This window comes from Belliella baltica DSM 15883, assembly GCF_000265405.1.
Classification (GTDB): Bacteria; Bacteroidota; Bacteroidia; order Cytophagales; family Cyclobacteriaceae; genus Belliella; species Belliella baltica.
In genome coordinates this window covers 330,338-344,358 of record NC_018010.1, presented here as the reverse complement: position 1 = coordinate 344,358, position 14,021 = coordinate 330,338, and the positions used below count along the sequence as shown (strand labels likewise).

Annotated in this window: 15 protein-coding genes; 10 read left to right on the top strand and 5 right to left on the bottom strand. The window is 36.5% G+C overall.

Annotated features, from left to right (window positions below; translation table 11 throughout):
* Positions 1-295: 295 nt before the first annotated feature.
* On the top strand, positions 296-1,153 hold the full coding sequence (locus BELBA_RS01620; protein WP_014771010.1) for a geranylgeranylglycerol-phosphate geranylgeranyltransferase: 858 nt from the start codon (positions 296-298) through the stop codon (positions 1,151-1,153).
* A 137-nt stretch (positions 1,154-1,290) separates the two neighbouring features.
* Here BELBA_RS01620 and BELBA_RS20300 read toward each other — a convergent pair whose 3' ends face one another.
* Both BELBA_RS20300 and BELBA_RS01615 read right to left on the bottom strand, forming a co-directional pair.
* Positions 1,291-1,425, bottom strand: a complete 135-nt coding sequence (locus BELBA_RS20300) for a hypothetical protein (RefSeq protein WP_014771009.1) — start codon at positions 1,423-1,425, stop codon at positions 1,291-1,293.
* A gap of 128 nt (positions 1,426-1,553) precedes the next feature.
* A complete protein-coding gene (locus BELBA_RS01615; RefSeq protein ID WP_014771008.1) occupies positions 1,554-2,330 on the bottom strand; it encodes a prohibitin family protein in 777 nt (258 codons plus the stop codon).
* A 133-nt stretch (positions 2,331-2,463) separates the two neighbouring features.
* On the opposite strand from BELBA_RS01615, the gene purN reads away from it, so the two are divergent.
* From purN to BELBA_RS01570, 9 genes are all read left to right on the top strand, one after another.
* Positions 2,464-3,021: a phosphoribosylglycinamide formyltransferase gene (purN, locus tag BELBA_RS01610; RefSeq protein ID WP_014771007.1), complete on the top strand. Its 558-nt coding sequence runs from the start codon at positions 2,464-2,466 to the stop codon at positions 3,019-3,021.
* A gap of 110 nt (positions 3,022-3,131) precedes the next feature.
* Positions 3,132-4,658 carry a bifunctional phosphoribosylaminoimidazolecarboxamide formyltransferase/IMP cyclohydrolase gene (purH, locus tag BELBA_RS01605; RefSeq protein WP_014771006.1) on the top strand — a complete coding sequence of 509 codons (1,527 nt, stop codon included), beginning with the start codon at positions 3,132-3,134 and terminating at the stop codon, positions 4,656-4,658.
* A gap of 216 nt (positions 4,659-4,874) precedes the next feature.
* Positions 4,875-5,075: a hypothetical protein gene (locus tag BELBA_RS01600; RefSeq protein WP_014771005.1), complete on the top strand. Its 201-nt coding sequence runs from the start codon at positions 4,875-4,877 to the stop codon at positions 5,073-5,075.
* Positions 5,065-5,397: a type II toxin-antitoxin system RelE/ParE family toxin gene (locus BELBA_RS01595; protein WP_014771004.1), complete on the top strand. Its 333-nt coding sequence runs from the start codon at positions 5,065-5,067 to the stop codon at positions 5,395-5,397. Before BELBA_RS01600 ends, BELBA_RS01595 begins: the two co-directional genes overlap by 11 nt.
* Positions 5,398-5,503: 106 nt before the next feature.
* Positions 5,504-7,009, top strand: a complete 1,506-nt coding sequence (gene cysS / locus BELBA_RS01590) for a cysteine--tRNA ligase (RefSeq protein ID WP_014771003.1) — start codon at positions 5,504-5,506, stop codon at positions 7,007-7,009.
* The gene (locus BELBA_RS01585; protein WP_014771002.1) at positions 6,999-7,979 is read left to right on the top strand and encodes a M28 family peptidase; all 981 of its coding nucleotides are present in this window, start codon (positions 6,999-7,001) and stop codon (positions 7,977-7,979) included. Before cysS ends, BELBA_RS01585 begins: the two co-directional genes overlap by 11 nt.
* Positions 7,980-7,998: 19 nt before the next feature.
* Entirely contained in the window at positions 7,999-9,024 is a 1,026-nt protein-coding gene (locus tag BELBA_RS01580; protein ID WP_014771001.1) for a LacI family DNA-binding transcriptional regulator, read from the top strand.
* A gap of 113 nt (positions 9,025-9,137) precedes the next feature.
* On the top strand, positions 9,138-10,211 hold the full coding sequence (locus tag BELBA_RS01575) for an aldose epimerase family protein (protein WP_014771000.1): 1,074 nt from the start codon (positions 9,138-9,140) through the stop codon (positions 10,209-10,211).
* A gap of 11 nt (positions 10,212-10,222) precedes the next feature.
* The gene (locus BELBA_RS01570) at positions 10,223-11,362 is read left to right on the top strand and encodes a galactokinase (protein ID WP_014770999.1); all 1,140 of its coding nucleotides are present in this window, start codon (positions 10,223-10,225) and stop codon (positions 11,360-11,362) included.
* A gap of 56 nt (positions 11,363-11,418) precedes the next feature.
* Here BELBA_RS01570 and BELBA_RS01565 read toward each other — a convergent pair whose 3' ends face one another.
* The 3 genes from BELBA_RS01565 to BELBA_RS01555 form a co-directional block, all read right to left on the bottom strand.
* Positions 11,419-12,003, bottom strand: coding sequence for a porin family protein (locus BELBA_RS01565; RefSeq protein WP_014770998.1), 585 nt, complete (start codon positions 12,001-12,003; stop codon positions 11,419-11,421).
* A gap of 95 nt (positions 12,004-12,098) precedes the next feature.
* A complete protein-coding gene (locus BELBA_RS01560) occupies positions 12,099-12,470 on the bottom strand; it encodes a response regulator (RefSeq protein ID WP_041779181.1) in 372 nt (123 codons plus the stop codon).
* 135 nt (positions 12,471-12,605) lie between these two features.
* The gene (locus tag BELBA_RS01555) at positions 12,606-14,006 is read right to left on the bottom strand and encodes a sodium-dependent transporter (RefSeq protein WP_014770996.1); all 1,401 of its coding nucleotides are present in this window, start codon (positions 14,004-14,006) and stop codon (positions 12,606-12,608) included.
* Between the last annotated feature and the right edge of the window lie 15 nt (positions 14,007-14,021).

Sequence of the window (14,021 nt, the reverse complement as noted above, 5' to 3'; positions counted from 1 at the left end):
GTGACTTGGTTGTCGATAAAGCATAGCTTTGATAGCAGAGAGTTGAAGAATTTGTCCGCTACGCCATAGGCACAGGCGTGTCGGATTGGAAAATTGGAAAACTGTAAGATTAAAAAAAATCAATATTTTAGTGTTTTCAATTGGGATGGTGCTTTAGCCCATCCTTACCAAGCATCTTTATATATTTAAGGTTTTAGCCAAACATTTTTATTTCAGCATCTACAATCTAAATTACCCTTCTTCCTTCCAATGCCAGATTCTTGTCTTATTTTTACATTGTAATCCAACTACATACATGGCTCAATCATTTTCTTTTTGGAGTTTATTCAAAATCAGCCGTCCTGCTAATTTGATCATAGTTGCTTTTGCGCAACTGATGACTGCTTATTTTTTGGTGGAGACAAGTAGGCAGGGTTTGCCTGTGGTTCAGGATGTCAATTTATATTTATTGGTTTTCTCTACGGTGATCATTACCGCTTCTGGATATATGATCAATGATTATTATGATGTGAAAATTGATTATATCAATAAGCCTGATGAGGTGATTATTGGAAAGGGTGTTAAACGTAGGATGGTGATTTTTTTTCATACAGTTTTAAATTTCACGGGTATTGGGATTGCTTGGTATGTAAGTCCTCGGGTAGGAGTGATTACTTTTGTTTCGGCTTTCCTACTTTGGCTTTATAGCAATCAGCTGAAGCGCTTGCCATTTATAGGCAATTTTGTTGTGGCATTATTGACTGGTGTAGCGATATGGATTGTAGGGTATTACTATCAGCAATCGGAATTACTGGTGCTAACCTATGCGATTTTTGCATTTTTCATCAACTTGATCCGTGAGATAATCAAGGATATAGAGGATAGGCAAGGGGACAGGAAGCATGGTTGCAAGACATTACCGATTGTGCTTGGGTTTCGAAATACCAAAAGGGTGATTTTTGTGATCGCAATTGCTTTTGTTTGTGCTATAATGACGGTCACTTTTAAGATTAATAGTGCTTCCCTATTCTATTATTTTGGGGGGATGAGTTTCTTATTCTTTTTATTTATGTACAAGATTTACAATGCGGATCGCAAGGAGCACTTTACACAGTTGAGCATTTTATCCAAGCTGCTGATGTTGACTGGGATTATTAGTATGGGGCTGTTGTAGAACGCTGATAACACAGATTTTCCGGGTGATCACAGATGAAAAGATCGATCATTCTGGTTTCAGCAATTTTCAAAGGCTATGGGATAGGCTATTAAAAAAAAAATGTAAAAGTCATTGCCATCTTGCTTGGCTAAAAATCATGGGAGAAGTTTTCTTTTGTTCAGACCTTTTTCGATTTTCTGAATTACTATCAGTTGTTCAACCAAATCATCAAGTGAAAATTCCTCTGGCAGATTTTTTAATTGCTTTTTAACTTCCGCTTGAGTCAACATAATCAAATTTTTTAATTTAATTTCAATTTGCAGTTTTATCTAAAATAAAACGAAAAATAAGCAAGTCTTTTTGGATGACTCATCACTAAAGATCTGCTTGATCAATTATATTTATTTTTTTTCCGCCCTTAATCCTTCTGACTATTGATCAGATAAGGAGTTTTGCCATCGGTGATGATGATTTTGGTATTGGGTGAGTTGGCAAGTTCACGGAAAGCTTCGATACTTCTTAATTCTATGATCTCTCTGACCAAACCTTCAGCAAGAATCATTTGAGCATTTCGGGTTCCTTCCGCTTCAATGCGTCTTCTTTCTGCTTCCTGTCGTTCTCTATCGAGTACATATTGCATCTGCTGAGCTTCCTGTTCCGCTTGAAGTTTTCTTTCTATAGCACGACTAAGTTCTACAGGAAGTTGGATGCTTTTCATCAATACTTTTTCTATGACAAACCCTCTTTCTAAAAGGGATTCATGCATGCGATCTTTTATTTGATTCTCGATTTGTCCACGCATACCCGAGTGCATGTCTTTAGCCATATATTGAGCGGTCACATCTGCAGCGGCAGATCTGAAAACGTTCATGATCAGTACCCTTTCATAATTTGTGCCCACATCTTCAAGGATAAATGGGACTTTATCCTTTTCGATACTGTAGAGGATTGAAATTTCTGATTCTATTGTCAATCCTTCTTTGCTCGGAAGATTAAGTTTAACTTCTTGATTGACGGTTCTGACAGGGACTTTTATCACTGTAGTGGTGAAGGGATTGTAGCTGATAAGTCCGGCATCAGAAATGTTGCTATTTAATTTACCGAATTTACGTTTGACTCCGACCTCACCTTGTCTTACAACAGTACAGGATGAAATCATTAAAGCAAGGATGGATAAAAACAGGAGATTTCTCATATAATTTAGTATTAGTTTCAGATAGCTTAACGGGGAAAATACCACTAAAGGTTGCCCAATGAATCTGGAAACATTTAAATTCTTCTTGAGAAATCTGTAATTTTACTTTTCCAAATCTAAAAAGCTAATCACCTTGAAAAAAATAGCAATTCTTGCCTCAGGAAGTGGATCCAATGCTGAAAAAATCATGGAGTATTTTTCTAAAACTGAAAAAGCCCAAGTTTCCTTGGTAGCATCAAATAAAAAAGAGGCTTTTGTACTAGAGCGGGCCAAAAAATATAATGTTCCTTCATTTACTTTTTCAAAAAAGGAGTTAGAATCAGGAATGCTGACAGCTAAATTGCTCAGTTTAGAAATAGACTTGGTTGTGTTAGCAGGGTTTTTACTTAAGATTCCTGATGAGTTCATTAAGAATTTTCCGGATAAAATAGTGAATATCCACCCGGCCTTACTTCCAAAGCATGGAGGGAAGGGGATGTACGGGATGTATGTTCATCAAGCAGTAAAAGATGCTGGAGACAAAGAAACAGGAATTACTATTCACTTGGTGAATGAAAATTATGATGAGGGGAAAGTGATTTTTCAGGCTGGAGTGGAGGTTTTGGAAAAAGACTCTCCAGAGGATATAGCCAATAAAGTTCATGAATTGGAGCATAAATACTTTCCAAATGTAATAGAAAGCCTGCTTTAATCCCTTGGTTTTCCTACCTTTGCGACTTGAAAAATTATTCACCAAAAAATATAGCTACAGCAATTAGATTTATCCATTCGTGAAAAATCTCCCTGTAGTAACCAAAAAACATGGCTACCAAAAAAATCCAATCCGCTTTAATTTCAGTCTTTTACAAAGACAATCTTGAACCTATAATCGCTCAGCTTAAAGCTCAGGGAGTAAAAATTTACTCTACAGGAGGCACTCAAAAATTCATTGAAGAGCAAGGTGCTGAGGTGATTCCTGTTGAAGAATTGACAGGATATCCATCTATTTTCGGAGGGAGAGTTAAAACTTTGCATCCAAAAATCTTCGGTGGAATTCTTCACAGAAGAGATCATGATGGCGATATTTCTCAAGCTACGGAATTTGATATACCTGCGATAGATTTGGTAATAGTGGATTTGTATCCTTTTGAAGAAACTGTGGCTTCGGGTGCGTCAGAGGCTGATATAATTGAAAAAATTGATATTGGAGGTATTTCTTTGATTCGTGCAGCCGCTAAGAATTTCAAAGATGTCACCATCATCGCATCCAAAGCGCAATATGGTGAGTTGGAAGAAAGATTGAAAGCGCAAGATGGTGCGACTACTTTGGAAGATAGAAGGTACTTTGCAGCTCAAGCTTTCCAAGTTTCATCAAATTATGACACACATATTTTTAATTACTTCAATAGAGCAGAAGGAATTCCTGCTTTAAAAGTATCCGAATCAAAAGCAAAAGCTTTGAGATATGGAGAAAATCCACATCAGGCAGCACATTTTTATGGTGACTTAGAAGAGTTATTTGATCAATTGAACGGTAAGGATCTTTCTTACAATAATTTGGTAGATGTTGACGCAGCAGTTGCTTTGATCGCTGAATTTAAGGGTGAAACTGCTTTTGCAATCTTGAAGCATACCAATTCCTGTGGCGTTGCGATAGCTGATTCGGTGAAAGTGGCGTACCAAAAAGCATTTGAAGCAGATACGACTTCTGCTTTTGGCGGGGTATTGATTACCAACCAAAATGTAGATTTAGCCGCAGCGGAAGAAATGAATAGCCTTTTCTTTGAAGTGTTGATCGCGCCATCATTTGATGAAGATGCTTTGTCCTTGTTGAAAGGAAAGAAAAACAGAATCCTTTTGAGACAGAAAATCCAGATTGAAGGAACCAAGCAAATCAAAACCTTGCTTAACGGGATCATTGAACAAGACAAAGATTTGCAAACTGAGACCAAAGCTGATTTCAAAGTAGTTACAAAAGTAGTTCCTACTGAAGAAGAGCAAGATGCGTTAGTTTTTGCTGCGAAAGTATGTAAACATACCAAATCGAACACGATTATCTTGAGCAATAGCACGCAACTTTTTGCATCAGGAGTTGGACAGACTTCCCGTGTAGATGCATTGAGGCAAGCGATTGAAAAAGCCAAGTCTTTTGGTTTTGAATTGAAAGGAGCAGTGATGGCATCGGATGCATTTTTCCCATTCCCTGATTGTGTAGAAATCGCTTCCAAAGAAGGAATCTCAGCTGTAGTTCAACCAGGAGGGTCTATCAAAGATCAGGATTCAATTGATTTTTGTGATGCAAATGGAATGAGTATGGTGATGACAGGAGTGAGACATTTCAAGCATTGAGTGAGTTGAAAAGTATAAATAGCTAAATCAAAAAGGTCTGGACAAAATTATGTTCAGACCTTTTTTATGATAAATATTTATTTTTAAGGGTTAATTTAAGAGGAAAGAAACGTTTTTGAAATTGACCTATTATTAATGTAAATTTGTTTACTGAGGAAACAGATTTACAAGAATGAAATCAAATAGGCTCAAGTGTAAATTTATTTTGGAAATAATATGAAACAGCTAACTTTAAATATCTCGGAAAAAAAGTACAATACTTTTCTTGAATTCATCAAAACACTTGATTATGTGAAGGTTGAAGATGTCGACGAAGACACTCTGAATAATCTAAAAGTTAGTCTTGCTGAAGTTAAGCTTATCAGAGAAGGTAAATTACCGAAGCAAACAGCTAAAGACTTTTTAAATGAGCTTTGAAGTAGTAATCACTCCAGTATTCAAAAAGCTTTTTAAAAAATTAACGAAGAAATATCCTTCTTTAAAAAATGAACTTGAAGTACTGATTGAAAAGCTTTCGGAAGAACCTGATTTTGGGATTCCCTTAGGTCAAAATCTTTATAAAATCAGGATTTCAATTTCTTCTAAAAATAGAGGTAAATCTGGTGGTGCTAGAGTGATATCTTTTATGTTGAGAAGAGAAGAGGAAGTCTATTTAGTTTACATCTATGATAAAAGTGAACTTGACAACCTCACAAAAGATGAAATAAATAGTATAATCATTGAATTAGGATTAAAATAAGCTTAAAACTGCCCAGTTTCTTCGCAAGATAAATTCTAAAAGCTAATTTGCAGACTTATTTTATTCTTTATAGTATTTTAGTTTGCTCGTTCAGGTAAACTGCAAGATGATAATTATGACACATCACTCCCAATTGAAAATATACAATACCCTTTCAAGGACAAAGGAAATCTTTGAACCAATCAATCCACCTTTTGTAGGAATGTACGTGTGTGGTCCTACAGTCTATGGTGATGCGCATCTTGGGCATGGAAGACCTGCGATAACATTCGATACTGTATATAGATACCTATCACATTTAGGAATGAAAGTTCGCTACGTCAGGAATATTACGGATGTGGGACATTTACAAGGTGATGCGGATGAGGGGGAAGATAAAATTGCCAAAAAAGCAAAGTTGGAGCAGCTCGAGCCAATGGAGGTAGCGCAACAATATACAGATTCTTATCATAGAGATATGTTGGCTTTGAATACCATCAAGCCAAGTATTGAGCCTAGAGCGACGGGACATATTCCTGAGCAGATTGCGCTTGTTCAAGCGATTTTGGAGGAAGGTCTAGCTTATGAAGTAAATGGATCAGTGTATTTCGATGTCTTAAAGTATAATGAGACGCAAAAATATGGGAAGCTATCAGGGAGAGTTCTTGAAGAGTTAGTTTCTGGTAGTCGGGATTTGGATGGGCAGACCGAAAAAAGAAATGCAGTTGATTTTGCATTGTGGAAAAATGCAGCACCTGAGCATTTGATGAAATGGGAATCACCTTGGGGAGTTGGGTTCCCTGGTTGGCATTTGGAGTGTACTGCGATGAGTTCTAAGTACCTTGGGAAGCATTTTGATATTCACGGAGGAGGGATGGACTTAATGTTTCCACATCATGAATGTGAAATCGCCCAAGGAAATGCCTGCAATCATCAAGATCCTGCCAAATACTGGATGCATAACAATATGATCACGATAAATGGTCAAAAAATGGGTAAGTCTTTAGGAAACTTTATCACTCTTCAAGAGTTATTCACAGGAAAACATGATTTGTTAGAGCAAGCATATAGCCCGATGACTATTCGGTATTTTATTCTGACGGCGCATTACAGATCGACATTGGATTTTTCTAATGATGCTTTGAAAGCTGCTCAAAAGGGATACAAAAAGATTATCAATGGTCTGAAAACTGCAAAAAACCTTGTGTTTGAACTAGACAGTGAAGTGTTAGTTGATGAAAAGCAAGTTCAGCAAATTGAGCAAATCATTAGCAATGCTTACAGAGCAATGGACGATGACTTCAATACAGCTCAAGCAATAGGACATCTTTTCAACTTATTGAAAAAAATCAATTCACTTTATACAGGACAGTTAAAATCAGCCGAATTGGGTAAAGAGGTTTTTGAGAAAATGATTCAGACTTATGTTCTTTTCATTGAAGAGATATTAGGTCTTGAGGAAGAAAAGCCAGACCATCAACAAGGTTTATTGTCTGTTTTATTGAAGCTTTATGCTGATGCAAAATTGGCTAGAGATTATGATAAAGTGGATGAAATTAGAGGAGGGTTAAAAGACATGGGTATTATTGTCAAAGACATGAAAGATAAAATTGATTGGGCTTATGAAGAATAGTATCATTCTTGGATTTTTACTTTTGGTTAGTTTTTGGGCTTGTGATTCCAAGAAATCCTTTGATCAAGTTGTCGAACAAATCACTTACAAAGAAGTTCCTGAATTTAATGCTGATTCAGCCTATCAGTTTATTCAAAAGCAAGTGGATTTTGGTCCACGAGTACCCATGACTATTGGACATCAGCAGACAAAAGAATGGATTATTGCTAAATTTCAAGAATTTGGATTAGAAGTTCAAACTCAAGAATTTCAAGCCAAAACTTATGACAATCAAACTTGGGATTTGACCAATATTATTGCCTCATATAACCCATCTGCCCAAAAACGAATCATGATCTCTGCACATTGGGATACAAGGAGAATAGCAGATAAAGATACTCAAAGAATCGATGAGCCAATTGACGGAGCAAATGATGGAGGTTCGGGTGTTGGTGTAGCTTTAGAGTTAGCAAGGATAATTACTTCTTCGAATTTGAAGCCAGATGTTGGGATAGATTTTATATTGTTTGATGGGGAAGATGATGGAGAACCAGAGCAAACCAACCTGAGAAATAATTCTCAAACATGGTGGTGTTTAGGCTCCCAACATTGGTCAAAAAATCCTCACGAGAATGGTTACAAAGCCTTTTATGGGATCTTACTTGATATGGTAGGTGGAAAAGGAGCTAGATTTTATAGAGAAGGCTACTCCATGTATTTCGCAAAAAACATTGTGAATAAGGTGTGGAATTATGGAATAGAATTAGGATATTCGGACTTATTCATTTTAAAAGATACAGGTGAAATCACCGACGATCATTTCTTTGTCAATAAAGATGCCGGTATCCCAATGATTGATATCATTGAATTTTCTCCCGAAATTGGTTTTGGGAGATATCATCACACCCATGATGACAATATGGATTTGATTGATAAGCGAACTTTGAAGGCAGTTGGACAAACAGTATTATTCACTTTATATCAGGAGTAATTTAAACTAAAGAATTTCAATGAAAAGAGGCCATCAGGTAACAATGAAGGAGATTGCCAAGAAGCTGAATGTTTCTGTCTCCACAGTTTCCAGGGCATTGAAAGACTCCCCCGAGCTGCATCCGGATACAAAAAAGCGTATCGTTGAAATGGCTAAAAGTATGAATTATCAGCCTAATCTTCTAGCTCAAAGTCTCAGGATAAGTAGAAGTAAGGTCTTGGGTGTTATTGTTCCTGAATTAGAGTCCCATTTTTTTTCAAGTAATATATCAGGAATCCAGGATACTGCCTATAAAAGAGGGTATAATGTCATGATTTGTCAGTCCAATGAATCCTATGTTCAGGAAATTTCCAACATCAGAGTTCTTGTAGCTAGTCAAGTTGATGGATTATTGATTTCTCTGAGTAGGGAAACAAAAAACTATCAACATTTACAAGACCTCTATGATAGAGAGATTCCATTTATCATGTTTGATCGTGTTACCGAGGAAATTCCAGTTTCCAGAGTGACTGTCGATGATGAACATGGAGCTTATCAAGTGACTCATCATTTGTTGGAGCAAGGGTGTAGGAAAATTGCTTTTATATCTGGTCCTCAAGACTTATACATCAGTAAGAAACGGAAAGAAGGATATCTCAAAGCTTTGGCAGAATATGGAATTTCTGAAAAGGATAGTCGAGTTTATATTTCTGATCTGAATCAAGAATCAAATCGTCAGATTGCCTACAAAATTCTTGAAGAAGAAGATCGTGCAGATGCTATTTTTGCGATGATCGATCCAGTAGCAGTTGATGTGATGTTGATTTTGAAGGAAAAAGGAATTAGAATTCCAGAAGAAATTGCCTTGGCGGGTTTTACAAATAACCCAACATCGGCGGTTGTAGAACCCGCCTTGACGACTGTCTCCCAGCCAGGTTATGAGATGGGGCAAATCGCTGCTAATCATCTTTTGGATCAATTGGATGATATTGTTTCTGATGAGCCACAGTCTTTTGTATTGGGTACAACTTTGATCCCAAGAAATTCTACTTTGAAGGTGAAGTAAAGTTATTGAAGTTTTTTTCTGGCTGAAAATCAAATATTATCAATCTATTTGATGTAGAATTGGGTAATATGATTTTCAGCTTTTATTTTTAGACTTCAAACCTATTATAACTGATGTCAAGTCAACCCACTATAAAATATGAGCCATTTGGTGTTGCGCCAAATGGTGAAGAAATTCAACTTTATACTTTAGAGATTCCAGGTATCATCAAAGCTTCTGTGATGAATTATGGTGCTACTTTAACCCATCTATATGTTCCTGATAGACATGGAAAAATGGAGGATATCGTTTTAGGTTTCGATGATTTTGAAGGATATCTGTCCGAAGATTATCAAGAAAATTATTGCTATTTAGGTTCTACAATTGGTAGAATAGGGGGTAGAATCAAAGGTAATCAATTTGATTTAGAAGGTATAAGCTACAAGTTGGAGCCAAATCAAGGTTCAACTCACCTTCATGGTGGCAAACATGGGTGGGATAGAAAAGTGTGGAAGGCCAAGCTTATTGAAAACGAAAAGATCCTTGGCATAGAGTTTTCTCTGATAAGTCCCGAAGGAGAGGAAAACTATCCCGGAAATATCAAAATGCAAGTGATTTATATGATTAGTTTTGATGGTGACTTGACTCTTGAATATCATGGAAAAACAGATAAGACAACAATCTTAAATCCTACAAATCATTCCTATTTCAACTTAAGTGGGGATTTTTCTAAAGACATTTTAAATCATCAACTCCAGATTGCAGCAAAGCATTTTTTACCTGTTGATGACAAGAGTTTTCCGACAGGTGAGTTGAAATCTGTGGGAAATACGCCATTTGATTTTCTGGAAGAGAAAGAAATTGGAAAGTCCCTTGAGCAGAATGATAGGCAATTGAAATATGGGAATGGGATAGATCATTCATTTGCATTAGACATTCATGAAGATTGCCTTTCTCTTTACGAGCCAAAAAGTGGAAGAGCCTTGAAACTTTCCACTACAGAGCCTGGCGTTCAGATTTATACTTCAAACTATCTTGACGGAAGTATCAAAGGAAAAAATGAAACCTCGTATAAGAAAAATGCCGCAATCTGTCTAGAAACGCAGCATTTCCCAGACAGTATCAATCAAAAAGCTTTCCCTTCCGTTGTGTTAAGGCCAGAGGAAGACTTCTTTTCAAAAACAACTTTTAAATTCTCTACCCGCTAAACCCTAATATCATGTATCAATCAATAAAAAATACATTTATAGACATTTTCGATCAAGAGCCATTGCTGGTTTATTCTCCAGGAAGGATTAATTTAATCGGAGAACACACAGATTACAATGGTGGATTTGTACTTCCTGCTGCGATAGATAAAAAAATGGTAGTTGCGATTGCAGAGAATGATTCTCAAAAAGCGAGAGTTTACTCTGTTGATTTTGAAGAAGAATTTTCATTTGATATCTATTCATTTTCTCCCAAAATAGGCCATTGGGCAACGTATGTGATGGGAGTGGTTTCTCAGCTTCAGCAAGCTGGCTATACTGTGAAAGGATTTGATATGGTATTTGGTGGAGATATTCCGGTGGGAGCTGGGTTATCCTCATCTGCAGCTCTTGAATGTGCGGTTGGTTTTGCTTTGTCAGAGTTGTTTGGGTTTGATATTCCCAAGAAGTCCTTGGTTCATTATGCACAAAAAGCAGAGCATACCTTTGCAGGAGTTCAATGTGGAATCATGGATCAATTTGCTTCTGCAATGGGAAAAAAAGGTTTTGCTATCAGACTGGACTGTAGAACATTGGATTTTGACTATTTCCCGATCAATCTTGGGGAGTATAAAATACTCCTCGTAGATAGTCAAGTAAAGCATTCTTTAGCAGATAGTGCATATAACAAAAGGAGATTAGAGTGTGAAGAAGGAGTGAAAGCTGCTCAACAAATTCAGGCCGATGTTCGAGATTTGAGAGATGTGAGTATAGATTTATTGGATCAGTTAAACTTAGATGCTGTAGTTTATGACAGATGTAAATTTGTCATTGAAGAGAATCAAAGAGTTTTAGATTCTTGTGAGTTATTAAGTAAAGGAGATTTAGAAGGCTTTGGGAGAAAAGTTTATCAATCACATCAAGGACTGAGCAAACTTTACGAAGTTAGCTGTGAAGAATTAGATTTTTTGGTGGATTTCACCAAAGAAATACCTGAAGTTTTGGGAAGTAGAATGATGGGAGGGGGATTTGGCGGTTGTACTATAAATATTGTACACCAAGATGCAGTAGAAAAATTACAAAATGAGATTTTGGAGGCTTATCAGAAAAAATTTAATAAAACGCCTAAATTTTATATTGTTTCTCCAGAAGATGGGACGGGGTTTTTATAGCGGATTTCAGAGAAAAGGACAAGTTTTGAGAAGCTTTGCCTTTTCTCTTTATTTTTTTAAAACAATCTAAATCCAGCAGAAAGGACAAGCTGGGTTTGCCTTTGGTCAGTTTCAAAACCTGCTACACTACCGGCTATTTTACCTAAAGAGCTTTCATATTTGGCATCTAATATAAGGTTTCCCAAATCCAATCCTATTCCAGCTTGATAACCTATTGTTGAGCTTCTGTAATCGATATTTTGAGTGGCAGCTATTGGATCATCGCCAAAAGATTGGTCTAGTAATATACTTGCAATTGGGCCAGCTTGTAATCTAAAAAATTTTAAAACTTTAAAGCCAACCATCATTGGGATATCTAGTCGATTAATTGTTGTTTCGATTGTTGCATTATTGTTTTCATCTATAATAAAGCCACCAGTACTCGTATAAAGAAACTCAGGTTGAACAAAAATTGATGCGCCGCCCATTCTGACAAACAGCCCAACATGGTAGCCCATTTTATCATCTCCTGCTTTAAATCCATCTCCATTAACCTCAATGTTGGCTTGGGAAACTCCGAATTTTGGGCCAATAGAGAAGTCTTGAGCACTCAATGAACCTGCCATTAGAAAGACAAAGATCAAAATGATGATATTTTTCATAATTCAATTAGTCAAATACTTTTATGTAAGCACCTTTTACTAAGGTAATTTATAACCATTTTATGTATAACGAAATAAAAAGCCCTAATTGTTTATCAATTAAGGCTCTTATTTACAAATCCATGCGCTATGTCATATAATTCATAGAAATCCATTGGTTTTGGTAGTAACCTATCAAAAGCTATTGTACTTATTTGACGAAAGTAATCAATATCTCCAGCTGTAAAACCGATAATTGGGATTCTGCTAATTTTATCATTTAGCTTTATTTCTGCCAAGAGCTGAATACCATCCATCTCAGGCATCATTATATCTGTGATTACAATATTAAAATCACTTTCATCATTCAAAAGCTGCATTGCTTCACAGCCATTTTGTGCTGTCTTTACAGTGTTATTTTCTTTTTCAAAAAGCTTCTGAAGAATTAGTCTATTTATTGCATCATCATCAACAACAAGAACTTTCATATATATTGGTCGGGTGAACTTTGCCAATATCACAAAAAATTATTTAAAAAACATATATTTATATATAAAATTAAAAGGTCATCTCAAAAACACTTTAAGATGACCTTTTAATTCATTGATTTTCAAATTTTTATATTAACCGCCTGTTTCTGGTGCGCCAAACACTCCGAATAAGTTTAATAAAACAAGACCAATTACGATAGGACACACATATCTGATAAAGAAAGCCCAGATATTTCCAGCACTGAGGCCAAAGAATAATTTTTTCTTGAAACTTGGAGAACCGATAGCAATTTCATCTACCAATTCACTCGTCTTAAATGACCATCCTGAGAATATGGCAAACAATAGACAAAGAACTGTAACAGCTAATGTTCCAAATGTCCAATCCATGATGTCAAACCAGCCTGTCTTCGAAATAGAGCCGATTTTCATAGTCACCGTATTGAATACATTGCCATCGATAGAGCTTAGTATTGCAGGAATTGAGATAAGCATTGCAGCTATTCCAACTCCCCAAGCAGCTTTCTTTCTAGAGACTTTCTTTTCATCGATCAAGTATCCAACTGGAACTTCTAGCATAGAGATGGTAGAGGTAAGAGCTGCCACCATCAAAAGTAGGAAGAATGCTGCTCCAACTATCGATCCGCCTGGGATTTGATTGAAGACTTCAGGTAATATTTTGAATACTAATGAAGGACCTTCATCTGGCTTTAAGCCTAATGCAAATACAGCTGGGAAGATCATTAATCCACCAAGAAGAGCCACAAAACTATCGATAGCACCAATCCACAAACCACTACTCACCAAATTGGAGCTTTTAGGAAGGTACGAGCCGTATGTTACCATAAGTCCCCAACCAACACTCATCGAGAAAAAAGCCTGTCCCAAAGCAGCTAAAATTACACCGCCATCGATTTTAGAGAAATCAGGTTGTAAATAATATTTGATGCCTTCACTAGCTCCTTCCAAAGTAACACTTCTTCCAGCGATCAAGATGATGAGAATAAATAAAACTGGCATCAAAAGCTTTGATGCTTTTTCAATTCCTCCTGATACACCTCCTAGGATTACCAAAATAGTGATCACCATAAAAAAGAAGGTCAGAGGAATAATATACTCAGGTGTTCTGATGAAAACTTCAAAATCAACGGGAATATTGATTAACTCTGTGATGATGTAACCAACAGTCCAGCCCGCAATGACAGAATAGTAAGTCAAAACCATGAAACAGATTACAACACTCATGATGCCAGGAATCATCCAAAGTTTATTTTTTGAAGCTATTTTCATAGCTCCGATTGGATTTTTACCAGTGAGGCGCCCGATCGCTAGTTCATTGAATAATAGTGGAATCCCAATAAGAATGACACAAAGTATATAAACAAATACAAACGCGCCACCACCATTTTCTCCAGTGATATATGGGAATCTCCAAATGTTTCCTAATCCGACCGCAGAACCTGCTGCTGCCATAATAAATCCTAGACTAGAGCCCCATTGACCTCTACTTTCAGTATCGGGTTTTACTGCCATACTTATCGAATAATT

Excerpts from the sequence above, each read along its gene's own strand:
- BELBA_RS01560 (WP_041779181.1), bottom strand. The coding sequence starts at position 12,470 with ATGAAAGTTCTTGTTGTTGATGATGATGCAATAAATAGACTAATTCTT.
- BELBA_RS01595 (WP_014771004.1), top strand. The coding sequence starts at position 5,065 with ATGAGCTTTGAAGTAGTAATCACTCCAGTATTCAAAAAGCTTTTTAAA.
- BELBA_RS01580 (WP_014771001.1), top strand. The coding sequence starts at position 7,999 with ATGAAAAGAGGCCATCAGGTAACAATGAAGGAGATTGCCAAGAAGCTG.
- cysS (WP_014771003.1), top strand. The coding sequence starts at position 5,504 with ATGATAATTATGACACATCACTCCCAATTGAAAATATACAATACCCTT.
- BELBA_RS01575 (WP_014771000.1), top strand. The coding sequence starts at position 9,138 with ATGTCAAGTCAACCCACTATAAAATATGAGCCATTTGGTGTTGCGCCA.
- BELBA_RS01620 (WP_014771010.1), top strand. The coding sequence starts at position 296 with ATGGCTCAATCATTTTCTTTTTGGAGTTTATTCAAAATCAGCCGTCCT.
- BELBA_RS01585 (WP_014771002.1), top strand. The coding sequence starts at position 6,999 with ATGAAGAATAGTATCATTCTTGGATTTTTACTTTTGGTTAGTTTTTGG.
- BELBA_RS01615 (WP_014771008.1), bottom strand. The coding sequence starts at position 2,330 with ATGAGAAATCTCCTGTTTTTATCCATCCTTGCTTTAATGATTTCATCC.
- BELBA_RS01555 (WP_014770996.1), bottom strand. The coding sequence starts at position 14,006 with ATGGCAGTAAAACCCGATACTGAAAGTAGAGGTCAATGGGGCTCTAGT.
- BELBA_RS20300 (WP_014771009.1), bottom strand. The coding sequence starts at position 1,425 with ATGTTGACTCAAGCGGAAGTTAAAAAGCAATTAAAAAATCTGCCAGAG.
- BELBA_RS01600 (WP_014771005.1), top strand. The coding sequence starts at position 4,875 with ATGAAACAGCTAACTTTAAATATCTCGGAAAAAAAGTACAATACTTTT.
- purH (WP_014771006.1), top strand. The coding sequence starts at position 3,132 with ATGGCTACCAAAAAAATCCAATCCGCTTTAATTTCAGTCTTTTACAAA.
- BELBA_RS01570 (WP_014770999.1), top strand. The coding sequence starts at position 10,223 with ATGTATCAATCAATAAAAAATACATTTATAGACATTTTCGATCAAGAG.
- BELBA_RS01565 (WP_014770998.1), bottom strand. The coding sequence starts at position 12,003 with ATGAAAAATATCATCATTTTGATCTTTGTCTTTCTAATGGCAGGTTCA.